Genomic DNA, 22,261 nt, shown 5'->3' with positions numbered 1-22,261 from the left:
ATATGTATTTTCAGAGCCCGCCGGGGAACATCGCCAGCAACTTGCCCAGCCGGTCGTGCACCAGCCGCTCCTGCTCGGCATCGCTCTCTCCCAGGCGCACGACGGTGAGCAGCTGGTCGGGCGAGCCGATCACATATTGGCCGTACTCTCCCAGACAGGCGAAGACGTTGCCCGGCGCCATCCCCGGAAACAGCACCTCATCCCCGGCCGGTCCGGCTTTCGCCTTGGTCCGGTTAAGCCAGACCCCGGCGCCATAGCCGGAATTGCGGGGCGAGGGTTCGAGCATGAACTGCACCCATCGGCGCGGCAGGATCTGCGCACCCTGAATGGAACCGGTGTGGCGCAGGAATTCGCCCAGCTTCGCCCAGTCGCGCGCGGAGGCATGGACTTGCGCCGAGCCCACCATCGTGCCCGAACGATCGAAACCGGCGCTTGCCGAAAACATCCCCAGCGGCGTGAAAACACGGTTTCGCAGATAGTCGCCCACGACCTTGCGGCGGCGATCGGGATGATGATCGGGAGACAGCACCCGCGCGGCAAGGTCCGACAGGATGACCGGCGTCGCCGCGCTGTTGACGAAGTGCGCGCCGGCCGGAGCCTCCAGCGGCTGCGCCTCGGCATAGGCCGCCATGTCGTCCCGGCCGTCGAGATAGAGCATGCGCATGCGGTCGGACTGTCCTGCCGAACCGCCCGTAATCAACGCATCCGATTCGGAATGACGCAGGCCGGACCGCATCTGCAAGAGCTGCTTCAGCGTGATTTCGCCACGCGGATCGCCGGGCCGCTGCCAGGCCGGGATCGGCGCGGATTCCGCCAGGCGCAACCGTCCGTCGCTGACCAATTGGCCGACCATCAGCGCGGTGACGCACTGGCCCATGCCCCAGCCGTCCAGAGGCGTTTCCGGCTTCACGCCGTCGCCGTAGCGTTCCGCGATCACCGATCCGCGTTTCATCACCACCAGGGCCTGGGTGCGCCCTACGTCCTCGGCGAAAAGGCCGTCGATGGCGCGGCCCAATGCAGCGCGCGGGGCACCGCCGTCGTCCTTGATCGCGGCCTGCGATTCGGAGCTCGGCGGCGGCGGGCCTTGCGGCGCATCCTGTCCACAGCCCGCAAGCGCACTCAGCGCCAGGGCTGGCACCAGGGATAGGGCGAGGATAAGGGGAGGACGGCGCACCGGCATGACGCGCGGTGTGATGTGCGAGGCGCGGGAATATGGCAACAGGCACCAGCTACAGGACCGGGGACAGCCCCGGCACGGAGGGCAAGCCGGGCGACTCTTATCCGGTGCGCCAGCCGTCGCGCTGGCTGCGCAACCTCGTCCTGATCGCGCTGGTGATGCTGGCGCTGCTCCTTGCCTTCTCCTGGCGCGGCCTGCGCCAGGAGGGGATAGTGAGCACGTCCTACGGCGCCCAGGTGGCCTGCGCCTGCCGTTTCGTTTCCCGACAGGAACTGGGAACCTGCAAGAGCCGCGTCGCCCTCGCCCAATTGGGACGGACGGCGTCGCTGCTCTCGCTTTCGGAAGATGCCGAAACCCGCACCGTCACGGCCAGCGTGCCGCTGCTCGCCAGCCAAACCGCAAGCTTCGCCCCGGATCGCGGTTGCCAGCTCGAAGCCTGGAACTAGTTTCAGTCGAGCGGGATCGCGGCCTCGGTTCCTTCGATCCAGCCACCGCCGACCACCCGGTCCCCGGCATAGATCACCGCGGCCTGCCCCGGCGCCACGCCATACTCGGGAGCGTGGAAACGGATCTTCGTCTCCGCACCGCCGCCAAACGGCCCCTCAAGGGTGATCGGCACCGGCTTCGCCAGCGAGCGGACCTTGGCGGTGAGCGGCGCGTCGGGCAGCGGGCCGATGCGGTTGGTCTCGGTGACGATGGCGGCGGCGACCCCCAGCAGGCTGCGCGGGCCCACCATGACGCGCCGCCCCGGCGCATCGATTCGCACCACATAGAGCGGCTCGGGCTGCCCGCCGATCTCCAGCCCACGACGCTGCCCCACCGTGTAGTGGATGATGCCGCGATGGGTGCCGAGCACTTCGCCGGTCAGTGCATGGACGATCTCGCCCGGAGCCTCGCCCTCGGGACGGACGGCGCGCACGATCTTCGCATAGTCGCCATCGGGCACGAAACAGATGTCCTGGCTGTCCGGCTTGTCCGCCACCCGCAGACCCGCCGCTTCGGCCAGGCGCCGCGTCTCGCTTTTCGGCAGCCCGCCGAGAGGAAAGCGCAGGAAGTCTAGCTGGGCCTCGGTGGTGCCATAGAGGAAGTAGCTCTGATCGCGCGCGGGGTCGAAGGCTCGGTGCAGTTCCGAACCTGCTGCTCCCTCGACCCGGCGCACGTAATGGCCGGTGGCCAGGCAATCCGCGCCGAGATCGCGGGCCATCGTCAGGAGGTCGGTGAACTTGGGCCCCATGTTGCAGCGGATGCAGGGGATCGGCGTGCGGCCCGCCATGTAGTCGTCGGCAAAGCGCTCGACCACTTCCTCGCGGAAGGCGCTCTCGTGATCGAAGACGTAGTGGGCGATGCCCAGGCGGTCGGCCACCGCGCGCGCATCGCGGATGTCGTCGCCGGCGCAGCAGGCGCCCTTGCGGCCGGTGGCGGCGCCATAGTCGTAGAGCTGGAGCGTCACGCCGATGGTTTCGGCGCCGGTCGCGGCGGCCAGCGCGGCGACGACCGAACTGTCGACGCCGCCGGACATGGCAACGACGATACGGCGCGCGGAAAGCGGCGCGGGCAGTTGGAACAGCGTGGCGGGGTCGAGGCCGGCCACCAGTCCTTCAAGATCGGAAAGGGCGGTCATGACGCGCCCCATACAGCCGAACGCTGCGGATTCCTACCTCTCAACCGTGATCGGCGGCGATCCGCGCCGCCGGCGCCGCCGATCCTGCGGTTAAGGTTCATGGCGAAGGGCGCGTTAATAATCGTTAAAATTTCGTTAGCCCTGAGTTTACCGTCCGTTGACCAAACCCCGCTACAAGCTGTTCGGATGAACATCGCTCATGATCATGAAACCTGCAAAGCAGGCCATGCGTCGGGTCGCGACGGCGAGGCGTTCATGTCGATCGATCCATCAATGGATCGGCCAATGGACTGGCCAATAGACTGGCCAATAGACTGGTATGCCTTGCGTTCTCGACTTTTCGCCGCGCACGATCTGCGTGCCGCGCTTGACGACACAACCGCTGCGGCAGGTCTCCACCGGTTCGGCAGCTTCGCTGGTACGGTGGCCTCAGTGATTCATACGTATGCGCCAGTCTCAATAACTGTTAACCCAAATGCTTCAGGCAATCGCAAGCCAGCGCAGGCCAATGTCCTTTCCGTCGCCGGCATTCCCAGCACCGGCGTACGAGGGTGATGATGATCGAGAACCAGAAAATCCGTCCTGCCCAGGTGATCGGGCCGCTCGGCGAACCATTGACGCTTGAATCGCTGCCGCCGGCGAATACCACGCGCTGGGTCGTGCGCCGGAAGGCGGAAGTCGTAGCGGCGGTAAATGGCGGCCTGCTGACGATCGACGAGGTCTGCGATCGCTACCAGCTGACGCTTGAGGAATTCGCGTCGTGGCAGCGGGCTGTCGACCGGTCGGGAATGCAGGGCCTGCGCGTGACGCGAATCCAGCACTATCGCGACCTATACGAGCGCCAGCAAAAGTATTGAGCGCACTACCTATTGGGTCCGAAATGGATCTCGAAGCGGCGGCGGACCTCGGTTCCTCGCCGCTTTTACGTATACCTGTCCGAAGTTCTATGAAGAAAACGCAGAGCGGGCCGAGGGTTACTGGCACCGACGCTGGTCGATCCGGGTCTGCGGCAGAACGACCGTCGATTGCCACCCGTCCACCGCAGGTATATGTCCATTCGCAGGAAATTTGGCCGTCGCAGCGGCACGAGCCCGTGTGTTCGTGCTCCGGCGGCAGATGATGTCTTACGGCTGTGCCGCGCTACTGTGAAATTCGCGGAATAACGGCAGGCGCAAGACATTCGGGGATTGGGGGCAATCGCAGTCTTTGCGGTGACACGATGAATTACGACAGCAGGATAGACGTGACGGAGAACAACGGGTTGGCAACCACTGGTGCAAGCTCGGGCGGCGAAGCTTTTCCGGAGCATGACGGGCAGAGTTCCGGTTCGCGCCGCTGGTGGCTGATCGCCATCGTCGTCGCGATCGCGGTGGCGATCGGCATCTGGTTCGCCGGGCACGGCGGCAAGGCCGAGAAGACCGGCACGACCGACGTCCAGATGCCTGCCGTCTCCGTCGTCGTGCCGGGCCGCGCGTCGGTAGAGGGTGAAATCACCGCCACGGGTTCGCTCGCCGCGCGTCGGCCGATGCCGGTCGGATCGGTCGGCGAAGGTGGCCAGGTGCGCGCCGTGCTCGTGGAGTCGGGCGACTGGGTTTCCCAGGGTCAGGTCCTTGCCGTGATCGACCGTTCGGTCCAGTCGCAGCAGCAGGCCGGCCAGTCGGCACAGATCGCAGTGGCCCAGGCCGACGCCCGCATCGCACAGGCCAATCTCGATCGCGCCCTCAAGCTCGTCGATCGCGGATTCATCTCCGCTGCCGATGTCGACCGCCTTACCGCCACCCGCGATTCCGCCGTGGCTCAGGTTCGCGTCGCTCGCGCAACGCTGGGCCAGCTCGAAGCGCAGACCGCCCGCCTCAACATCGTCGCCCCCGCTGCCGGACTGGTGCTGGAGCGCAACGTCGAACTGGGCCAGGTCGTCGGCGGCGGCAGTTCGGTCCTGTTCCGCTTGGCCAAGGGCGGCGAGATGGAACTGCTCGCCCAGCTCAGCGAGGACGATCTGGCCAGGATGCGCGTCGGCGTGCAAGCGCGCGTTACGCCCACCGGCAGCAGCGAGAGCTTCACCGGGCAGGTCTGGCAGATCGCCCCGATCATCGACGCCACCAACCGCCAGGGCATCGCCCGTATCGCCCTGCCCTTCAACTCCGCGCTCCGCCCCGGCGGCTTCGCCAGCGCCGTGATCAACAGCGGCCAGACGGTAGCTCCGGTGCTGCCTGAATCCGCGATCCAGAACGACGACAAGGGCTCGTTCGTCTATATCGTCGATGCCAAGGACGTCGTGCACCGCCGCGCGGTGCAGACCGGTCTGGTCACGGCCCGCGGCATCACCGTGAAGTCCGGCCTCGACGGCAGCGAAAAGGTCGTCCTGCGCGCAGGCGGGTTCCTCAACGAAGGCGACAAGGTCAAGCCCCGCCTGACCAAAGCGTCCGATTGAGCGGATAGAACACCATGAGCCTCCGCAACATCTCGGCCTGGTCGATCCGCAACCCGATCATTCCGATCGTCTTCTTCATCGGCGTGATGATCGCCGGCGTCGTCTCGTTCATGCGCATGGACGTGAACAACATGCCGGACGTCGAATTCCCCGGCGTCCACGTCATGATCTCGCAGCCGGGCGCCGCGCCTACGGAGATCGAGACGCAGATCACCCAGATCGTCGAGGGTGCGGTACGTTCGGTGCCGGGCATCGAGGAAATCCAGTCGACCGCCTCCGAAGGCACCTCGACCACCTTGGTGTTCTTCACCGTGGGCACCGATCCCGACGTCGCCACCAACAAGATCAAGAACGCCGTCGATCAGGTGCGCGGGCAGTTGCCCGACGGCATCCTGGAACCGATGGTCACCAAGATCGAGGCCAACGGCGACAATCTGGCCTATTACGCCGTCAGTGCCGACGACATGACGATGGAACAGCTCAGCTGGTTCGTCGACGACACGATCTCCAAGACCCTGCTCTCGATCGAGGGCCTCTCCTCGGTGGAGCGCAACGGCGGCGTCGATCGCGAAATCCGCGTCGTGGTCGATCCGGAGCGGCTGATCGCGCTGGGCCTCACCGCCAACGACATCAACGGGGTGCTGCGCCAGGTGAATACCGACGCGGCCGGCGGCCAGGCGGAAATCGCCGGTTCCCGCCAGTCCGTCCGCGTTCTCGGCAATGCCCAGGACGCCTTCCAGCTTTCGCAGACGCGCATCAACCTCGGCAACGGCCGCCAGGTCAAGCTGTCGGACATCGCCAAGGTCTATGACGGCTATTCCGAGCAGACCCGCATCGCCAAGCTGCGCGGCCGCGAGGTCGTGACCTTCGGCTTCACCCGTGCGCTCGGCGCTTCGGACGTCGCCGTCTACGATGGTGCAGCGGCGGCGCTGGACAAGATCCGCAAGGAAAACCCGAACATCCACATCACGCGGCTGTTCTCGGACGTGGACTATACCAAGGGCCAATATACCAGCTCGATGGAAGCGCTGGTGGAAGGCGCCGTGCTGGCGATCGTCATCGTCTACCTCTTCCTGCGCGACTGGCGCGCGACCATGATTTCCGCCATCGCCATCCCGCTTTCGGCAATCCCGACCTTCTGGTTCATGGATATGCTGGGCTTCACGCTGAACTTCCTTTCGCTCCTGGCCCTCAGCCTGGTCGCGGGCGTGCTGGTGGATGACGCGATCGTCGAGATCGAGAACATCGTGCGCCACATGCGCATGGGCAAGTCGGCCTACCAAGCCTCGATCGACGCGGCGGACGAGATCGGCCTGGCCGTGGTCGCCACCACTTTCTCGATCGTCGCTGTGTTCCTGCCCGTAGGCCTGATGCCCGGCATTCCCGGCCAGTTCTTCAAGGCGTTCGGTCTTACCGTCGTGGCCGCCGTGCTGATGAGCCTCGCCGTGGCGCGCCTCATCACGCCGATGGTCGCCGCCTACTTCCTGAAGGCGCACGGCCATGCCGAACATGGCGGCGGCCGGGGCATGGACCTGTACCTGAAGGTGCTGGCCTGGACGCTCGATTCAAGCGAGGCGAACCGCCTCAAGGCCCGCCTTGTCAGGGCCCCGGCGCGCTGGTGGTACTATCTCGCCGCCACCCTGGCCTTCGTCGCCATCCTGGCCGCCGGACTCGGCGCCGCCTCGATGCTCTTCATGGGAGCCCAGGCCGTGCTCACCAAGGCCGGTCTGGACAAGGCAGCGCTGGTGCTGGCGGCCGTCGTGGCACCGCTGGCCGTCCCCGTCGTCATCTTCCTGCTCGGCGCGGTGCTGAAAGCCGTGCTGGGCGCCCTTGGCGGCTTCGGCACGTGGTATCGCTATTTCTCGGACCGCGCCGCCGCCCGCATGCGCGACCACCGCTTCTACGCGTTCTGCGCCGGCATCTACGCGCTGGTCCTGACGTTCGCTCTGCTCGCGGGCCTGCCTTCGCAGTTCCAGCCGAACACCAACAACGACACCAGCACCGTCAACCTCGAGATGGTGCCCGGCACCACGATCGAGCAGACCGCCGCCGTGGCCGACAAGGTCACGCGGCTGCTGGAAGCGCAACCCGAAGTGCAGCACATCCTGGAAGCCTCTCGCGAGGGCAAGGGCTCGCTCTACATCGCGCTCAAGCCCGCCGACCAGCGCAAGGCCACCAGCATCGAGTTCGAACGTCGGATGGCGCCGCAACTTCAGGACATCGCTGACGCCCGCGTGACTTTCGCCACCCAGTCGGGCGGCTTCGGTAGCGGCCGCGACATCTCGGTCATGCTTTCCGGCAGTGATTCGGAGCAGCTCTACAAGACTGCGCAAACGCTGGCAGACCAGATGCGCACGGTGCCCGGCGTGATCGCCCCCCGCATCGCCGCCGACCTCCAGCGCCCCGAACTGGTAGTCGTGCCGCGGCTGGACCTTGCCGCGCAGCTCGGCGTTACGACGGCCGCGCTCAGCCAGACGATCCGCATCGCCACCCTGGGCGAAATCGATCAGAACGCCGCCAAGTTCTCGCTGAGCGACCGTCAGGTGCCGATCCGCGTCATCCTCGCCCGTTCGTCGCGCCGGGATTTCTCGACGATCGAAAACCTCCCGGTCACCACGGCTAGCGGCGGCTCCGTCCCCCTCAAGCGCGTGGCCGAGATCCGCTTCGGTGCCGGCCCCACCCAGATCCAGCGCTACAACCAGTCGCGCCGCATCTTCGTCGGCGCCGATCTCGGCGAAGGGCAGGTCAAGGGGCCGATCATGGAGCAGATCCAGAATCTGCCGATCATGAAGAAGCTGCCGACCGGCGTTTCCAACGCGCCCGTGGGTGAGGACAAGTGGCAGGCCGAAATGGTCAGCAGCTTCGTCATCGCCGTGATCAGCGGCATCTTCCTGGTGTTCGCCGTTCTGGTGCTGCTCTATCGCCGCTTCGTCTCGCCGCTGGTCAACATGGCATCGCTGCTGCTGGCACCGCTGGGCGGCCTGCTGGCGCTTGTGATCGTCGGCCAGCCGATCTCGATGCCGGTCTACATCGGCATCCTCATGCTGCTGGGCATCGTCGCCAAGAACTCCATCCTGCTGATCGACTTCGCGATCGAGGAGATGGAAAAGGGGGTCGACAAGCTCACCGCGATCATGGACGCCGGACACAAGCGTGCCCAGCCGATCATCATGACCACCGTTGCCATGACGGCCGGCATGGTGCCGACCGCCATCTCGCTCTCGGGCGACGCCGCCTGGCGCGCGCCCATGGGCATCACCGTGATCGGCGGCCTGCTGTTGTCCACGGCGTTGACGCTGGTCATCGTCCCCGCCGCCTTCAGTCTGGCCGATGGTTTCGAGAAGCGGCTCGGCCCGTGGCTGAGGCGCAAGCTGCTCACTTTCGAGCCGCATCACGCCCATGAATCGGCCCATGAAACGGCCCATGGCCCGGCCGCCATCCCGCAGCCGATCGCGGCCGAATAAAGCTCAGGAGGAACATTGCCGGCCCTCAAGCGTAGCATCTCCGTGGCACGGCAAGACTTTTTCCGGCCGGGCGCGATCACCGATCGGGCCCGGCGCATGCGATTGTTCGCGACGGGGCTGCTGCTGTTCATGGCGGCAGCCTTCGTCGTGCTCCGCCGCCTCGCCCTGCTCCATCCCGAATGGAACGTGCCGCTGGGCTACGCGATTTCGTTTACCGAAGCGGCGATGGTGGGCGGCCTGGCCGACTGGTTCGCGGTGACGGCGCTGTTCCGGCATCCGCTCGGCCTCCCGATCCCGCACACGGCGATCATTCCCGAGAACAAGGACCGCATCGCTGATTCGATGGCGCTTTTCCTGCGGGACAATTTCCTGACGCCCCAGGTGGTCGCCCGTCGCCTGCGCGGCTTCAACCTTGCGGCGGCCGCCGGAAGCTTCCTGGCAAACCCGGCGCGCGAGGAGCAGTCCCGCATCCGCGCCGGCGCGGCGAACCTGCTGGGCGACGTGCTGGAATCGCTCGATCCCGAGCAGATGGGCGGCATGGTCAAGGCCGGCCTGCATCGCCAGCTGGAGAAGATCGAGGCGGCGCCCCTGCTCGGCCAGATGCTCTCGAACGCCATCGCCGACCAGCGCCACCTGCCCCTTCTGGAAAGCGTGCTGCGCAAGATCGGAGAAGCGATCGAGGCCAATGAGCCGATGATCCGCGAGATGATCCACCAGCGCGCCAACACCATCATGCGCTGGACCGGCCTTGACGAAAGGTTGGCCAATGGCGTTCTGGACGGCGCCTACCGCCTGCTGGCCGAAGTGATCGTGCAGCCCGACCATCCCTTGCGCGCTAGGATCGACGAAGCCCTTGCCGGCCTCGCTCACGACCTTCGCCACAAGCCCGAGACCCAGGCGAAGGTCGAGCGCATCAAGAACGACCTGCTCGAAAACCCGGCGCTGGCGGCGTGGTGGGAGGGCATGTGGGAACGCACGCGCGCCGCGCTGCTCAAGGCCGTGCGCAATCCCGATCAGGCGCTTTCCGGAGCGTTGGGCGAAAGCCTGGCCCAGTTGGGGCTCGCGCTTGGCGAGGATGTCCGCCTGCAATACATGGTCAATCGCTTCGCCCGTCGCACGCTGGTCGGCGTGGTGTCGCGCTATGGGGGAGAGATCGTGAGGCTCGTGTCGGAAACCGTGAAGCGCTGGGACGCCCGCACCGTCACCGATCGCATTGAGGGCGCGGTTGGCCGCGACCTCCAGTTCATCCGCATCAACGGCACCCTGGTCGGCGGCCTGTTCGGCGTCTGCATCCATGTCGTGGACCAGTTGCTGTGAGCCTGTCAGGGTCCGACGGTCCGGTGATCGTCACCGAGCGTTTCGAACTCTGGAAGCCGCAGGCGAGCGACCTGGACGACATGATCCGCCTGATCGCGGACGAGGAAACGCGCCGTTTCCTGGGTCCGGCCCAGCCGGAAGCGAAGGGCGTCTTCGAACGCCTCCAGCGCAATGGCGGATCCTGGGCGCTCTACGGCTATGGCACTTTCCCGGTGCGACGGCGCGGCGGCGGCGAGATTATCGCCAACTGCGGCGTGTTCCACACCTGGCGCGGCTTCGGCAGGGGCATGGACGACATGCCGGAAGCGGGCTGGATCGTCCGCAAGGATCACTGGGGCCAGGGGCTGGCCAAGGAAGTCATGCAGGCCGCGCTCGACTGGTTCGACCAAACTCACGGCCAGCGTCGGATCGCCTGCATGATCGAGGAAGGCAACCACGCCTCGGAGCGCGTGGCCGCCGCCTTGGGCTTCTCCCCTTGCGGCAGCCATGACATCGGCGACGAAGGCAACGCGGTGATCGTCAACCTGTTCGAGCGCGGTACCGACTGACGAGAGCCGACCGACGGAGGGCCGCAAGTGCGCAATCGGTCACGCGCCGTTTGACCGCTCTCCGATCAAACGGCTAAACCGACACGCGGGCCAGCTCCCAGATCATCACGACTAAACGTAGGGATGATCTGCGTAGCGGGGATCGAGTACAAACCTCGCCCCTTGCACCTGACCCGCATGCCCCCAGCCCGGAAGTGAATCAGCGACGGCGCTGACCGACCTGCTTCATCGGACGGCGCACTTTCCAGCGGATGCTGGCCTGATAGTAGGACGCCACCGGCTTGCCGGCCTGATCGAGCGCCGGAGAGAAGGCCGCTTTCGACGTCATCTGTTCGCAGGCCGCTGTCGCGAACGCCGCGTCGCCGTAATTGTCCACCACCGTGCATCCGCTCACCGCACCGGAAGCGTCGACCAGCAGGCGCGCGCGCGTCAGGCCGGGACGATGGCGATTGTCCGCGCCGAAGGGGTAGCTGTTGGCCGCGATCCAGGTATCGGGCGAACTCTTCGGCACCGGGTGCGCGGAAAGGCCTGCCTGCTGCGCGGGATCGAGGCCCCACGAACGCACCAGTCGGTCTGTGCATTCGCGCATTGCCGCCATGGCCTTGCCCAGCGAACCCGTACCCAGCTGAACCGCCTTGTCGCCCCAGGACACGATCAGGGATGTGATCGCCGCTTCGCGCTCAGGCGTCACCGGCGCGGGAGCCCGATCGTCCTGCGTGAAACCATTCCAGGTCGTGGCGGAGAAGATCAGGGCGGTAAGCTTGCCGCCGCCCTCGATCGGCGCATCCGCAACGGTGAATCGGTCCGCGATCGGCTTCGCCCCGTCGGGTCCGGTCTTGAGCACGAGATTCGACGATTCGGCCAGACCGTTGAAGGCCTTCCCGGTGATCGTGGCGTAGAACCGATCGCCGGGACCGAGACGCTCGATTTCCAGAAGCGCCGGATTGTCAGGCGTGCCGAATCCGCGCTTCAGGCTGCAGGAATCCGCGCCATTGTCCATCTGCCAGGGCGAGCTGGCCGTGAGCACCGTGGTTTCCGCCATGGCGGGCGTGGAAGTCAAAGTGACCGCGGCCATGGCAACCAGCGCGACGGATTGGGTTCTGCTCATGCCAAGTCCTTGCTTATGCGTGAAATATGCGCCGCAGACTATGAGCCGGACCGGGCTTGGCAAGAGTAATCGTCGATCGTCGTCTAATGCCGACAAAGCAAAACCCCGGCCGTTTCGGGCCGGGGTTCGCATCATTTCACGATTTTAATGCCGCTCAGAGCTTGCCGGTAAGTTCCGGCACGGCGGTGAACAAGTCCGCCACCAGGCCGACGTCGGCCACCTGGAAAATCGGAGCATCCTCGTCCTTGTTGATGGCGATGATGGTCTTGGAGTCCTTCATGCCCGCAAGGTGCTGGATCGCGCCCGATATACCGACGGCGATGTAGACTTCCGGAGCGACGATCTTGCCGGTCTGGCCGACCTGGTAGTCGTTGGGCACATAGCCCGCATCGACTGCCGCACGCGAGGCGCCGACGGCTGCGCCGAGCTTGTCGGCCAGCGGCAGGATCACCTGCTCGAAGGTCTCCGAATCCTTCAGCGCGCGGCCGCCGGAGACGATCACCTTGGCGCTGGTCAGTTCCGGACGTTCGGACTTCGCGAGTTCGGCACCCACGAAGCTTGAGAGGCCCGCGTCACCGGCTCCGGCGACGTCTTCGATCGCAGCCGAACCGCCTTCGGCAGCGGCCTTCTCGAAGGCGGTGCCGCGGACGGTGATCACCAGCTTGGCATCGCTCGATTCGACCGTGGCGATGGCATTGCCGGCGTAGATCGGACGGGTGAAGGTCTTCTCGCCTTCGACCGAAAGGATGTCCGAAAGCTGCGCAACGTCGAGCAGCGCGGCGACGCGCGGGGCGACGTTCTTGCCGGTGGTGGTGGCGGGCGCCAGGAACGCGTCGTGGTGGCCCATCAGTTCAACGATCAGCGGCGCGACGTTCTCGGCCAGCGCATGTTCGTAGGCGGCGTTGTCGGCCACATGGACCTTGGCGACGCCGGCGATCTTCGCAGCTTCATCGGCCACGGCGCGGCAGCCCGAGCCGGCGACCAGCAGGTGGACTTCACCCAGCTTGGCAGCGGCGGTGACTGTGTGGAGCGTCGCGTCCTTGACCGACGCGTTGTCGTGTTCGACCCAAACGAGCGTCTTCATCAGGCGACTCCCAGTTCCTTGAGCTTCGTAACCAGCGCATCGACGTCGGCAACCTTGACGCCAGCCGAGCGAACGGGCGGCTCCGAGACCTTGAGGGTCTTGAGGCGCGGGGCGATGTCGACGCCGTAGTCGGCGGCGGTCTTCACATCGAGCGGCTTCTTCTTCGCCTTCATGATGTTGGGCAGCGAAGCGTAGCGCGGCTCGTTGAGGCGCAAGTCGGTGGTGACGATCGCGGGCAGCGACAGCTTCACGGTCTCCAGACCACCATCGACTTCGCGGGTCACGGCAACGTGGTCACCGTCGATCTCTACCTTGCTGGCGAAAGTGCCCTGCGGGCGGCCCAGCAGCGCGGCTAGCATCTGGCCGGTCTGGTTCGAATCGTCGTCGATCGCCTGCTTGCCAAGGATCACGAGGCCGGGATTCTCTTCGGCGACGATCGCCTTGAGGATCTTGGCGACGGCCAGCGGCTCGACCTCTGCATCGGTTTCGATCAGGATCGCGCGGTCGGCGCCCATGGCAAGCGCAGTGCGCAGCGTGTCCTGCGCCTTGGCCGGGCCGACGGAGACGGCGATGATCTCTTCCGCCTTGCCCGCTTCCTTGATGCGGATGGCTTCTTCCACCGCGATCTCGTCGAACGGGTTCATGCTCATCTTTACGTTGGCCAGGTCAACACCCGTACCATCCGCCTTCACGCGGGGCTTCACGTTATAGTCGATCACCCGCTTTACGGGCACGAGGATCTTCATCTGATCGGGTCCTCTCAGTTTTCAGGCACGGCGTGTTTAGCCGCTCGATTAAATCCACTCAAGGCCCGCCTAATAGGCAATTGACGTAAGCGTCAAGGCCTGCCGCAGCGAGATGAGCCCATCCGGGGATCACCAGGCACGCCATATCGCAAATTCGCGAGAACGCGCATCGCTCCGGCAGAAAAGCCAGGGCCGAGAAATACTATGATGCCGAAAAGATCGGCTTCCCGCGCGCCTCAAACGCAAACGGCGGGGGTCCGGAAACCCCCGCCGCTGCATTATCCATCACGGGATCGTGCAAGATCCAAGAAACGGGGCCCTATCAGGCGACGTTCTTGACCTCTGCCACGATCTTCTTGGCGGCATCGCCCAGGTCGTTGGCGGGGACGATCGGCAGGCCGGAGTTGGCCAGGATGTCCTTGCCCTGCTGGACGTTGGTGCCTTCGAGGCGAACGACGAGCGGAACCGAGAGGTTCACTTCCTTCGCGGCGGCAACGATGCCGTCGGCGATGACGTCGCACTTCATGATGCCGCCGAAGATGTTGACCAGGATGCCCTTCACGTTCGGATCGCGCAGAATGATCTTGAACGCCGCGGTCACCTTTTCCTTGGTGGCGCCGCCGCCGACGTCAAGGAAGTTGGCCGGGAACGAACCGTTCAGCTTGATGATGTCCATCGTCGCCATGGCGAGGCCGGCGCCGTTGACCATGCAGCCGATGTCGCCGTCGAGCTTGATGTAGGCCAGGTCGTACTTCGAGGCTTCGACTTCCGCCGGATCTTCCTCGGTCTCGTCGCGCAGGGCCTGCACGTCGGGGTGACGATACAGCGCGTTCGAATCGAAGCTCATCTTGGTGTCGAGGACGAGCAGGTTACCGTCCTTGGTTTCGACGAGCGGGTTGATTTCGAGCATGTCGCAGTCAAGCGCCACGAAGGCTTCGTAGAGCTGCTTGGCGATCTTCTGCGCCTGCTTGTTGAGTTCGCCGCTCAGCTTGAGGGCGAAGGCAACGGCGCGGCCGTGGTGCGGCTGGAAGCCGGCGGCGGTGTCGATGGTGACGGTGGTGATCTTCTCGGGGGTGTTGTGGGCAACATCCTCGATGTCCATGCCGCCCTCGGTCGAGACGATCATGGCGACGCGGCTGGAAGCGCGGTCGACGACCATCGAGAGGTAGTATTCCGAAGCGATGTCGACGCCGTCAGTCACGTAGAGGCGGTTAACCTGCTTGCCGGCATCGCCGGTCTGCACGGTGACGAGCGTGTTGCCGAGCATTTCCTTGGCGAAGGCTTCGACTTCCTCAACCGACTTGGCCAGGCGCACGCCGCCCTTGGCGTCGGCACCGAGTTCCTTGAACTTGCCCTTACCGCGCCCACCGGCGTGGATCTGGGCCTTCACGACATAGAGCGGCCCGGGGAGCTGCTTGGCGGCGGCGACCGCTTCCTCGACAGTGAGAGCGGCAATGCCGGCGGGGATGCCGACGCCGAACTTCGCAAGCAGTTCCTTCGCCTGGTATTCGTGAATGTTCATCGCTGAAATCGCTTTCTGCTGGAGTGTCCGTGGAAAGGCGTGAAGAGCCCCGAACTGATCCCGGCCGCATAAGCACATCCCTGCGCGCTTGAAAAGTCCCGTTCCCTGCGCAATGGGATCGCGCAACATCTCAAAACATCCGGAACACCAGAACGACTCGCGCATGATCGATCGCGACAGACTCCAAGCCATCGTCCGCCAGGCCGGACGGATCGCCATGGCCGGTTGGCCGGGTGACGGCCACGTGCTTGAGCATTGGGAAAAAACCCCCGGCAGCCCGGTCAGCGTCGCCGATATCGAGGTGGATACCTACCTCAAGCGGGAACTGGGCCGATTGCTGCCCTCGGCAGGCTGGCTTTCGGAAGAGACCGTGGATTCACCGGCCCGGCAGGGTCACGAACTGGTCTGGCTGGTCGATCCGATCGACGGTACGCGCGATTTCATCGCCGGGCGCACGGGTTGGGCGGTTTCCGTAGCACTGGTGAATACGCGCCGCCCGCTGATCGGCCTGCTCCATGCCCCGGCACGGGCGCGGGAAGCCGGCGGCGAATTCTGGTATGGCGAGGCGGGCAAGGGAAGCTCACGCAACGGCGTGCCGCTGCGTGCGAGCGGGCGCGAGACGCTGGCCGGCGCACGCGTTCCCGCGAAGAAGCTGGCGCCGGAAGATGCCGACCTTATGCTGGTGGACCAGCCGAATTCGATCGCGCTGCGCATGGCGATGGTCGCCGCCGACGACGCAGACCTGCTGGCTACGCTGCGCTGGGGTTACGAGTGGGACATCGCCGCCGCCGGGCTGATCGCCCGCGAGGCCGGGGCCGCCGTCACCGACGCTTTCGGAAAGCCGCTCAACTACAACAAGCACGATCCCCGCGCCTTCGGCGTCATGGTGAGTTCGGCCGCGATTCACGAAGCGGCGGTGGAGCGCCTGGCGGATCGGGCGCGTCGGTACTCGGCTTAGGCCGTAAACGCCGGCACCAGAGGTCGAAGCAAAAAGGGGCCGCACCCTAAGGCCGACCCCTTTCCCGATCCCGCTTTCCAGCGGAAACACTTTTTTACGATTATCGCGCGGCGGAAGCCTCGTCCTGCGTGACCGGCGTGATCTTGATCTCGACGCGGCGATTCTTGGCGCGGCCTTCGGGCGTGGTGTTGTCCGCGACCGGATAGTTCTTGCCCATGCCCTGCGTCTGGATGCGAGCGGACGAAACGCCGCGCATGATCAGGTAGCGCGCGACCGAGTCGGCGCGGCGCTTGGACAGATCCTGATTGTAAGTGGCCGAGCCGGTGGAGTCGGTGTGGCCGTAGACGTCGATCAGGCTGTCGGGATACTTGGTCATGCTCTGCGCGACATTGTCGAGCGCGGACTGGAACGAGGGGCTGATCTCGGTGGAATCGACCGCGAAGGTCACGTCCGGCAGGTTGACGAGAATGCCGTCGCCTTCCTGGGTGACGTCGATGCCCGATCCGGCGGTGTCTTCCTTCAGTTCCTTGATCTGCTTGTCCATCTGGTAGCCGACGACACCGCCGGCCACGCCGCCGATGCCCGCGCCCACGATGCGCGCGGTCTTGCCGCCGATCACGCTGCCCAGGAGGTAGCCAAGACCCGCGCCGCCAGCGCCGCCGATGGCCGTGCGCGAAACCTTGCGCTCACCGGTATTGGGATCGGTAACGCAGGCGGAGACCGCAACGAGCGAAAGAGCGGCAAAAGCGGACGTCATCAGGCGTGATTTCTTCATGGTCTTCCCTCCTGTTCAGAAACACTTCCACCGCGTATGTGTGGTAGTGGACATGAATAGCAGATGGCTGATCCCGGCGAAACGATTGCTGCATCCAACTGTTCCCACGGCAGCGAAACGCATCGTTTCCGTCCAAACCGCGTTTCTGCCGCGTGACGTTTATGTCCAACCGCAACAGCCGCTTCGCAGTTGCGGTGATTTCTGCTAGCGCAAGGGTACTGTGACACCTTTTCCCTGGACCGACCTCCTCATCATCGCCGGCCTGATCCTGCTCAACGGCCTGTTCTCCATGTCCGAGCTGGCCATCGTGTCAGCACGCTCAGCACGGCTGAAAGTCCTGGCCGACAAGGGCAGCGGCGCCGCGCGCACCGCGCTCGACCTCGCGGCAGACCCCGGCAAGTTCCTCAGCACGGTGCAGATCGGCATCACCCTCATCGGCATCATCGCCGGTGCCTATTCGGGCGCCAGCCTGGGCGGACCCGTGGGCGAGCGACTGGCTGCGCTGGGCGTGCCTGCCCGTTTCGCGGGTGAAGCGGGCTTCACGCTGGTCATCATCGCCACGACTTTTGCCAGCCTCGTGGTCGGCGAACTCGTGCCGAAGCAACTTGCCTTGCGCATGGCAGAGCCGGTGGCGATCTTCATGGCCCGGCCGATGGCCTGGCTGGCGCGACTCATGGCGCCTTTCGTATGGCTGCTGGACAGGTCGTCCGGCCTGATCCTGCGCCTCTTCTCGATTCGCGGGGGCGATCAGGAGCGGCTGACTGCGGAAGAGCTTCAGATGATCTTCGCCGAAGCGACCCGCTCCGGCGTGATCGAGGAAGAAGAGCGCGCGATGATGACGGGCATCATGCGCATGGCCGAACGGCCCGTGCGCGAGCTGATGACGCCGCGCAACCAGATCGACTGGATCGACGTCAACGCCACCGAGGAAGCCCTGCGCGAAAAGATCGAGGCTTCGCCGCACTCGATGCTGCCGGTGGCGGAGGAAGGTTCGCCGGACAACATCGTGGGCATCCTCAAGGTGCGCGAAGTCCTGGCCGCACTCGTCGCCGGGCGTCCGGTAGAGATCGCCGCGATGATGAAGAAGGCCGAAGTCATCCCCGACCAGCTCGATGCCATGGATGCCCTGCGCAAGTTGCAGCAGGCGGAAGTGACGATGGCGGTCGTGCATGACGAATATGGCCATCTGGAAGGCCTTGTCACCACGTCCGACATGCTGGCGGCCCTCGCCGGAACTTTCGTCGGCCATCAGGACGAAGGCGACGCACCGATGGTGGTGGAGCGCGAGGACGGCTCGCTGCTGGTATCGGGCGCGATGCCCGCCGATGCCCTGGCCGATCGCCTGGCCATGACCCTGCCCGACGATCGCGAATATGCCACCGCTGCAGGCTATATCCTGGCCGTGCTCAAGAAAGTCCCGCGCGAGGGGGAATTCTTCGCCGATCAGGGCTGGCGTTTCGAGGTCGTCGACATGGACGGCCTGAAGATCGACAAGATCCTTGTCTCTCGCATCGACGAGGATGGCGGGGACGACGGCGTTGCCGGAGAGGCATGAGCATTTTCTAATCAGGTGAAATCACCTGATGACTCGGAAAATGCGGCAAACCAAAAACTTAAAACGGGCCCCACGCCGATGGCATGAGACCCGTTCCGATCGCCTGAAAGGCCGGCTCCATAGGAGACCGGCCTTTTTCATTGCGGTCGATCAGCTGGCGCGGCGGACCGCTCCCTTGTGGGTGCCAACGGTCTTGCCGCCGCGCGGACGGAAGCTGCGCTTGCGCTCGCCACCCTCTTCACCGCCATGCTCGCGGCGATCGCCACGCGGCGCATCGCTGCGCGGACGGTCATCACGGCGACGCTCGTCGCCACGGCGCTCGGTGCGCTCGCCGTGAGGCCGATCACCCTGGGGCCGCTCGCCCTGCGGACGATCACCGTGCGGCCGGTCACGACGCTCGCCGCGCGGCTGCCCGCTGCGGTTGCCGCCACGACCGTCGCGACGGCCATCACCCTGGCGCTGGCCGTCACGCGAACGACCGTTGCCCTGCGGCGCGGCCGGGGCCTGGCGCGAAGGCGCGGGCAGGCGCGCGGCCTGCTTCTGGAAATCCTCGGGCAGGCCGAGCGTCGCTAGCTTCACGCGGGTCAGCTTCTCGATGTCACGGATATAGGGCTTCTCATCCGGAGCGACGTAGCTGATCGCCACGCCATCCGCGCCGGCGCGCGCGGTGCGGCCGATGCGGTGAACGTACTGTTCGGCCACGTTCGGGATTTCGAAGTTGTAGACATGGCTCACGCCGCTGACGTCGATGCCGCGTGCGGCGATGTCGGTGGCGACGAGGATGCGGATCGTGCCCTGGCGGAAGCCGCCGAGCGCGGCGGTGCGCTGGGCCTGGCTCTTGTTGCCATGGATCGCGGCAGCCGGGATGCCGGCGGCAACGAGGTGGCGGACCACGCGGTCGGCGCCGTGCTTGGTGCGGGTGAACACCAGCGCGCGGTCGATCGCGCCATGCGCGGCCTTTTCGGCGGCGTCCTCGGCCAGGCCTTCACGCAGGCTGAGGGTAAGCAGCGCCTGCTTTTCGGCCTGGTTGATGAAGGTGGCGTACTGCTCGACACGCTCCGCCGTGGTCGACTGCGGGGCGACTTCGACCTTCACCGGGTTATTGATGAACTGCTTGCCCAGCTCGGCGATCGCCTGCGGCATGGTAGCCGAGAAGAACAGGCTCTGGCGCTGCTTGGGCAGAAGGTTCGCAACGCGCTTCAGCGGAACGATGAAGCCGAGGTCCATCATCTGGTCGGCTTCGTCGAGCACGAAGATTTCGACGTGGCGCAGCGTCAGCGCGCGGCTGTCGATCAGGTCGAGCAGGCGGCCGGGGGTGGCGACGAGGATGTCGGTGCCGCGCTCCAGCGCGCGGGCCTGCTTGCCGGCGGGCACGCCGCCGAAGATGCACTGGACCGAAAGGTTCAGAAACTTGGCATAGCCGCGCATGTTCTCGGCGATCTGGGCCGCGAGTTCGCGGGTCGGCGAGAGCACGAGCATACGGCAGCCGGCGTTCTGGCGCGGCTTGGGATCGTTGGCCAGGCGGTGCAGCGAAGGCAGCGAGAACGCGGCGGTCTTACCGGTGCCGGTCTGCGCGATGCCGAGAATGTCACGACCCTCGAGCAGCGCGGGAATCGACTGGCGCTGAATCGGCGAGGGATCGGTGTAGCCCTTGGCCGCGAGCGCACGGAGAATCGGCTCGGCCAGACCAAGTTCGGAAAAATAGGACATGTGTCACTTTCACAAGGTGCGGGGCACGCGGAAGGTACTTGGCCCGCGCACACAGCAAGGTGTCGTTACGGGCGACCCTGCGTGAAGAAGGAAGCTTGTTCAAAAGGACAACCGCTCATCCGGGCCGGTCCGCATGGGACGTCACGCTGCTCACGGATTGCGGCAGGGAAGAACCCTACGCGCCGGTTGTCGGGTGGCATTTAGTGTGCGCTGCGGAAAAACGCAAGATAATTGCGTGATGGCAGGTTACCTGCCCCGGCGTTTCAGCCTTTTCCGCTTCGAAAGCGCGGTCTTGGCAGCGTTATTTGCGACGCTTGTTCGAGGCCTGCGGCTGCGGCAGGGGGGCATCAGCGGCCCCGGCCTTGGCATCCGCTTCGGCTTCCTGGCGTTGCCGCTGGTCGAAATAGGCCTTTTCGGCTTCCTCCACCCGCTTCTGCTGCGCGGCGGCATCGGCGTCGATGGTGGAAAGGCGCTTCTCGCGCTCGGCCTGGATCAGTTCGCTGAAGCGCACCTCGGAGCCGTTCTTGCGTTCGGCAGCGGCCTGGTTGATCAGCTTCTGCGTGCAACCCGAAGCACCGCCCGCGCCCACGGGGGAGCAGCTCATGTTGCCGAAGGCGCCCACGGTTTCATAGGCCTGCACCTTGTTGGTCCAGGCTTCCGACTGCGGCCGGTCGATGCCGCGCAGCGGCTCCGGAATGCGGAAGCGCTCCTCTTCGGCCTTGCGCGCGCAGACGGTGATCTCGCCGCCGCTCGAAGCCGGGCAGGGATCGTCGCCATAGATGATCAGCTGGTTCACCTTGTCGTCGCCCGTGCCGGCGTCCTGCGCGGCGGCGGGCAGCGCGCCCATGGTCAGCCCCAACCCCAAGGTGGCGAGAGCTGCGGCAGTGGTCAGGAGGCGCGTCATCGAATTGCTCCAGCTTGGTCGAGGTGTTCGCGGAACCGATTCAGGGCACGGCGGCCTTGAACGGGGTCCAAAGTATCATGCCACCCTTTTCCGGCGACAGTATAACGTTCGGATTTCAGATTCTTTCCGAAAGCTTGATCGCCACGCGGCAGCCGAGCCGAATGGCGTTGAACAGCAGCGGATAGGCGGGCGCCTTTTCCGCGCCGGCGGCCAGCGCCGCGTCACGGTGCTCCCGCTCCTCGTCGCGGAACTTGCGGATGACGCCGCCGAGTTCGGGATCCTCGTCGCCAAGGTCTTCGAGCTGCTCGGTATAGTGGCGGTCGATCTCGGTCTCGATCGCGGCGGTGCAGGCCATGGCCGCTTCCGGACCGATCAGCGCCGTCGCCGCGCCGAGCGCATAGCCCGCCGCAGACCATACCGGCTGCAAGAGCGTGGGCCGTACCCGGCGTTCGGCAATCATGGCATCGAAGCGGGCCAGATGCTCCGCCTCCTGCTCGGCCATTCCGGCGATCTCGGTAGAATGCGGGGCACGGGCGCCCATCACCGCAAGCTGGCCGGCGTAGATTCGCGTCGCGCCGAATTCACCGGCCTGATCGACCCGGATCATCCGCTCAGCCTTCGAAGAGGTCATGCCGGTACCTTGCGGCTGCGGGCGACAAGACCGAACACGGCCAGGGCACCCAGGGTGGAGATGAGGAAGTTGAAGCCCGCCAGCGAAATGCCGCCCAGGGTCCAGGGCGCGACGTCGCAGCGGATCACGGGCGCGTTCAGGATCGCATCCATCGGGTCCACCCCGGCCGCGAAGGTCGTGGAGGTGCAGGCGGTCATGCCCTGCCACCAGCCGTATTCGACACCCGCGTGATAGCCGCCGATCAGGCCCGAGGTCAGGATGCCCACTGCGGCGACGGCCACCAGCGGGCGCACCGGCCGCCAGAAGAACGCCAGCGCGGCAAAGACGATCGCGAACATGTGCGGATAGCGCTGCCACCAGCACATCTCGCAGGGGTGGAGCCCGAAGACGTACTGGCTGACATAGGCACCCCCGAGCAGGACCACGGGAACGACGAGTGCCAGCGCGCGGGCTGCGCGCAAGGGGGCGGCAACGGCAACAGTCATCTCGGCGTCCTCAGTCCTTCTGCGCGGTCTGGGGACCAGCCGGCTTCTGGGCCGGAACGGTTGCCGGCGGCGCGCTGTAACGCGCCAGCGCCGGCTTTCCGGCGGTGCGGCGCAGCGTATCGATGGCATAGGCAAGCTGGAAGTCTTCGATGCCCTGCTTCTTCAGATCCTCTGCCGAGGCCTTGAAGCGGGGGTCGTCCTTCTTGTCGGTTTCCAGTTCCTTGT

General features: G+C 65.6%; 20 protein-coding genes and 1 pseudogene. 9 read left to right on the top strand and 12 right to left on the bottom strand.

Features of this window, described 5'->3' with window-relative positions; genetic code table 11:
• Positions 1-10: 10 nt before the first annotated feature.
• Complete coding sequence (locus tag ACI3K3_RS14955) at positions 11-1,180, bottom strand: serine hydrolase domain-containing protein (RefSeq protein ID WP_404914999.1); 1,170 nt, start codon at positions 1,178-1,180, stop codon at positions 11-13.
• 32 nt (positions 1,181-1,212) lie between these two features.
• Between ACI3K3_RS14955 and ACI3K3_RS14950 the strand changes: the two genes are divergently transcribed.
• The gene (locus ACI3K3_RS14950; RefSeq protein ID WP_404914997.1) at positions 1,213-1,623 is read left to right on the top strand and encodes a hypothetical protein; all 411 of its coding nucleotides are present in this window, start codon (positions 1,213-1,215) and stop codon (positions 1,621-1,623) included.
• 2 nt (positions 1,624-1,625) lie between these two features.
• Here ACI3K3_RS14950 and mnmA read toward each other — a convergent pair whose 3' ends face one another.
• The gene (mnmA, locus tag ACI3K3_RS14945; RefSeq protein WP_404914995.1) at positions 1,626-2,798 is read right to left on the bottom strand and encodes a tRNA 2-thiouridine(34) synthase MnmA; all 1,173 of its coding nucleotides are present in this window, start codon (positions 2,796-2,798) and stop codon (positions 1,626-1,628) included.
• 99 nt (positions 2,799-2,897) lie between these two features.
• On the opposite strand from mnmA, the gene ACI3K3_RS14940 reads away from it, so the two are divergent.
• From ACI3K3_RS14940 to ACI3K3_RS14915, 6 genes are all read left to right on the top strand, one after another.
• Entirely contained in the window at positions 2,898-3,353 is a 456-nt protein-coding gene (locus ACI3K3_RS14940) for a hypothetical protein (protein ID WP_404914994.1), read from the top strand.
• A 2-nt stretch (positions 3,354-3,355) separates the two neighbouring features.
• Positions 3,356-3,655, top strand: a complete 300-nt coding sequence (locus ACI3K3_RS14935; RefSeq protein WP_313436168.1) for a DUF1153 domain-containing protein — start codon at positions 3,356-3,358, stop codon at positions 3,653-3,655.
• A 362-nt stretch (positions 3,656-4,017) separates the two neighbouring features.
• The gene (locus ACI3K3_RS14930) at positions 4,018-5,229 is read left to right on the top strand and encodes an efflux RND transporter periplasmic adaptor subunit (protein WP_404914993.1); all 1,212 of its coding nucleotides are present in this window, start codon (positions 4,018-4,020) and stop codon (positions 5,227-5,229) included.
• A 14-nt stretch (positions 5,230-5,243) separates the two neighbouring features.
• The gene (locus ACI3K3_RS14925) at positions 5,244-8,693 is read left to right on the top strand and encodes an efflux RND transporter permease subunit (RefSeq protein WP_404914991.1); all 3,450 of its coding nucleotides are present in this window, start codon (positions 5,244-5,246) and stop codon (positions 8,691-8,693) included.
• A 96-nt stretch (positions 8,694-8,789) separates the two neighbouring features.
• Positions 8,790-10,010 (top strand): DUF445 domain-containing protein, encoded by a 1,221-nt coding sequence (locus ACI3K3_RS14920; protein WP_404914989.1) that lies wholly within the window; start codon positions 8,790-8,792, stop codon positions 10,008-10,010.
• Positions 10,007-10,558 carry a GNAT family N-acetyltransferase gene (locus ACI3K3_RS14915; protein WP_404914987.1) on the top strand — a complete coding sequence of 184 codons (552 nt, stop codon included), beginning with the start codon at positions 10,007-10,009 and terminating at the stop codon, positions 10,556-10,558. The genes ACI3K3_RS14920 and ACI3K3_RS14915 overlap by 4 nt, the downstream gene beginning before the upstream one ends.
• A 199-nt stretch (positions 10,559-10,757) precedes the next feature.
• Here ACI3K3_RS14915 and ACI3K3_RS14910 read toward each other — a convergent pair whose 3' ends face one another.
• From ACI3K3_RS14910 to sucC, 4 genes are all read right to left on the bottom strand, one after another.
• Positions 10,758-11,666 (bottom strand): energy transducer TonB, encoded by a 909-nt coding sequence (locus ACI3K3_RS14910; RefSeq protein ID WP_404914985.1) that lies wholly within the window; start codon positions 11,664-11,666, stop codon positions 10,758-10,760.
• Positions 11,667-11,820: 154 nt separating this feature from the next.
• A complete protein-coding gene (locus tag ACI3K3_RS14905; protein ID WP_404914983.1) occupies positions 11,821-12,750 on the bottom strand; it encodes an electron transfer flavoprotein subunit alpha/FixB family protein in 930 nt (309 codons plus the stop codon).
• Complete coding sequence (locus tag ACI3K3_RS14900; protein ID WP_404914981.1) at positions 12,750-13,496, bottom strand: electron transfer flavoprotein subunit beta/FixA family protein; 747 nt, start codon at positions 13,494-13,496, stop codon at positions 12,750-12,752. Before ACI3K3_RS14900 ends, ACI3K3_RS14905 begins: the two co-directional genes overlap by 1 nt.
• A gap of 322 nt (positions 13,497-13,818) precedes the next feature.
• On the bottom strand, positions 13,819-15,018 hold the full coding sequence (gene sucC, locus ACI3K3_RS14895) for an ADP-forming succinate--CoA ligase subunit beta (RefSeq protein WP_404914979.1): 1,200 nt from the start codon (positions 15,016-15,018) through the stop codon (positions 13,819-13,821).
• A gap of 163 nt (positions 15,019-15,181) precedes the next feature.
• On the opposite strand from sucC, the gene ACI3K3_RS14890 reads away from it, so the two are divergent.
• Positions 15,182-15,976: a 3'(2'),5'-bisphosphate nucleotidase CysQ gene (locus ACI3K3_RS14890; RefSeq protein ID WP_404914977.1), complete on the top strand. Its 795-nt coding sequence runs from the start codon at positions 15,182-15,184 to the stop codon at positions 15,974-15,976.
• A gap of 100 nt (positions 15,977-16,076) precedes the next feature.
• Here the strand turns inward: ACI3K3_RS14890 and ACI3K3_RS14885 are convergent, their stop codons facing one another.
• Positions 16,077-16,751: an OmpA family protein gene (locus ACI3K3_RS14885; RefSeq protein ID WP_313434586.1), complete on the bottom strand. Its 675-nt coding sequence runs from the start codon at positions 16,749-16,751 to the stop codon at positions 16,077-16,079.
• Between the two features lie 220 nt (positions 16,752-16,971).
• Between ACI3K3_RS14885 and ACI3K3_RS14880 the strand changes: the two genes are divergently transcribed.
• Positions 16,972-18,306 (top strand): hemolysin family protein, encoded by a 1,335-nt coding sequence (locus tag ACI3K3_RS14880; protein WP_404914975.1) that lies wholly within the window; start codon positions 16,972-16,974, stop codon positions 18,304-18,306.
• A 150-nt stretch (positions 18,307-18,456) separates the two neighbouring features.
• On the opposite strand, the gene ACI3K3_RS14875 is transcribed toward ACI3K3_RS14880, so the two are convergent.
• The 5 genes and pseudogenes from ACI3K3_RS14875 to ACI3K3_RS14855 all read right to left on the bottom strand — a co-directional run.
• Positions 18,457-20,016: a DEAD/DEAH box helicase gene (locus tag ACI3K3_RS14875; RefSeq protein WP_404914973.1), complete on the bottom strand. Its 1,560-nt coding sequence runs from the start codon at positions 20,014-20,016 to the stop codon at positions 18,457-18,459.
• 301 nt (positions 20,017-20,317) lie between these two features.
• Entirely contained in the window at positions 20,318-20,920 is a 603-nt protein-coding gene (locus ACI3K3_RS14870) for a hypothetical protein (RefSeq protein WP_404914971.1), read from the bottom strand.
• Between the two features lie 115 nt (positions 20,921-21,035).
• Positions 21,036-21,551, bottom strand: coding sequence for a demethoxyubiquinone hydroxylase family protein (locus ACI3K3_RS14865; protein ID WP_404914969.1), 516 nt, complete (start codon positions 21,549-21,551; stop codon positions 21,036-21,038).
• Positions 21,548-22,036, bottom strand: coding sequence for a disulfide bond formation protein B (locus tag ACI3K3_RS14860; protein ID WP_404914967.1), 489 nt, complete (start codon positions 22,034-22,036; stop codon positions 21,548-21,550). The genes ACI3K3_RS14865 and ACI3K3_RS14860 overlap by 4 nt, the downstream gene beginning before the upstream one ends.
• 10 nt (positions 22,037-22,046) lie before the next feature.
• A pseudogene (locus ACI3K3_RS14855) lies at positions 22,047-22,261 on the bottom strand (hypothetical protein); the annotation flags it as partial.

The sequence above is a fragment of the Novosphingobium sp. ZW T3_23 genome (assembly GCF_044987305.1).
GTDB lineage: Bacteria > Pseudomonadota > Alphaproteobacteria > Sphingomonadales > Sphingomonadaceae > Novosphingobium.
The sequence above is the reverse complement of the archived record's forward strand: the minus strand, read 5'-3'. Positions and strand labels throughout refer to the sequence as shown.

Excerpts from the sequence above, each read along its gene's own strand:
- ACI3K3_RS14955 (WP_404914999.1), bottom strand. The coding sequence starts at position 1,180 with ATGCCGGTGCGCCGTCCTCCCCTTATCCTCGCCCTATCCCTGGTGCCA.
- ACI3K3_RS14950 (WP_404914997.1), top strand. The coding sequence starts at position 1,213 with ATGGCAACAGGCACCAGCTACAGGACCGGGGACAGCCCCGGCACGGAG.
- mnmA (WP_404914995.1), bottom strand. The coding sequence starts at position 2,798 with ATGACCGCCCTTTCCGATCTTGAAGGACTGGTGGCCGGCCTCGACCCC.
- ACI3K3_RS14940 (WP_404914994.1), top strand. The coding sequence starts at position 2,898 with ATGGCGAAGGGCGCGTTAATAATCGTTAAAATTTCGTTAGCCCTGAGT.
- ACI3K3_RS14935 (WP_313436168.1), top strand. The coding sequence starts at position 3,356 with ATGATCGAGAACCAGAAAATCCGTCCTGCCCAGGTGATCGGGCCGCTC.
- ACI3K3_RS14930 (WP_404914993.1), top strand. The coding sequence starts at position 4,018 with ATGAATTACGACAGCAGGATAGACGTGACGGAGAACAACGGGTTGGCA.
- ACI3K3_RS14925 (WP_404914991.1), top strand. The coding sequence starts at position 5,244 with ATGAGCCTCCGCAACATCTCGGCCTGGTCGATCCGCAACCCGATCATT.
- ACI3K3_RS14920 (WP_404914989.1), top strand. The coding sequence starts at position 8,790 with ATGCGATTGTTCGCGACGGGGCTGCTGCTGTTCATGGCGGCAGCCTTC.
- ACI3K3_RS14910 (WP_404914985.1), bottom strand. The coding sequence starts at position 11,666 with ATGAGCAGAACCCAATCCGTCGCGCTGGTTGCCATGGCCGCGGTCACT.
- ACI3K3_RS14905 (WP_404914983.1), bottom strand. The coding sequence starts at position 12,750 with ATGAAGACGCTCGTTTGGGTCGAACACGACAACGCGTCGGTCAAGGAC.
- ACI3K3_RS14900 (WP_404914981.1), bottom strand. The coding sequence starts at position 13,496 with ATGAAGATCCTCGTGCCCGTAAAGCGGGTGATCGACTATAACGTGAAG.
- sucC (WP_404914979.1), bottom strand. The coding sequence starts at position 15,018 with ATGAACATTCACGAATACCAGGCGAAGGAACTGCTTGCGAAGTTCGGC.
- ACI3K3_RS14890 (WP_404914977.1), top strand. The coding sequence starts at position 15,182 with ATGATCGATCGCGACAGACTCCAAGCCATCGTCCGCCAGGCCGGACGG.
- ACI3K3_RS14885 (WP_313434586.1), bottom strand. The coding sequence starts at position 16,751 with ATGAAGAAATCACGCCTGATGACGTCCGCTTTTGCCGCTCTTTCGCTC.
- ACI3K3_RS14875 (WP_404914973.1), bottom strand. The coding sequence starts at position 20,016 with ATGTCCTATTTTTCCGAACTTGGTCTGGCCGAGCCGATTCTCCGTGCG.
- ACI3K3_RS14870 (WP_404914971.1), bottom strand. The coding sequence starts at position 20,920 with ATGACGCGCCTCCTGACCACTGCCGCAGCTCTCGCCACCTTGGGGTTG.
- ACI3K3_RS14865 (WP_404914969.1), bottom strand. The coding sequence starts at position 21,551 with ATGACCTCTTCGAAGGCTGAGCGGATGATCCGGGTCGATCAGGCCGGT.
- ACI3K3_RS14860 (WP_404914967.1), bottom strand. The coding sequence starts at position 22,036 with ATGACTGTTGCCGTTGCCGCCCCCTTGCGCGCAGCCCGCGCGCTGGCA.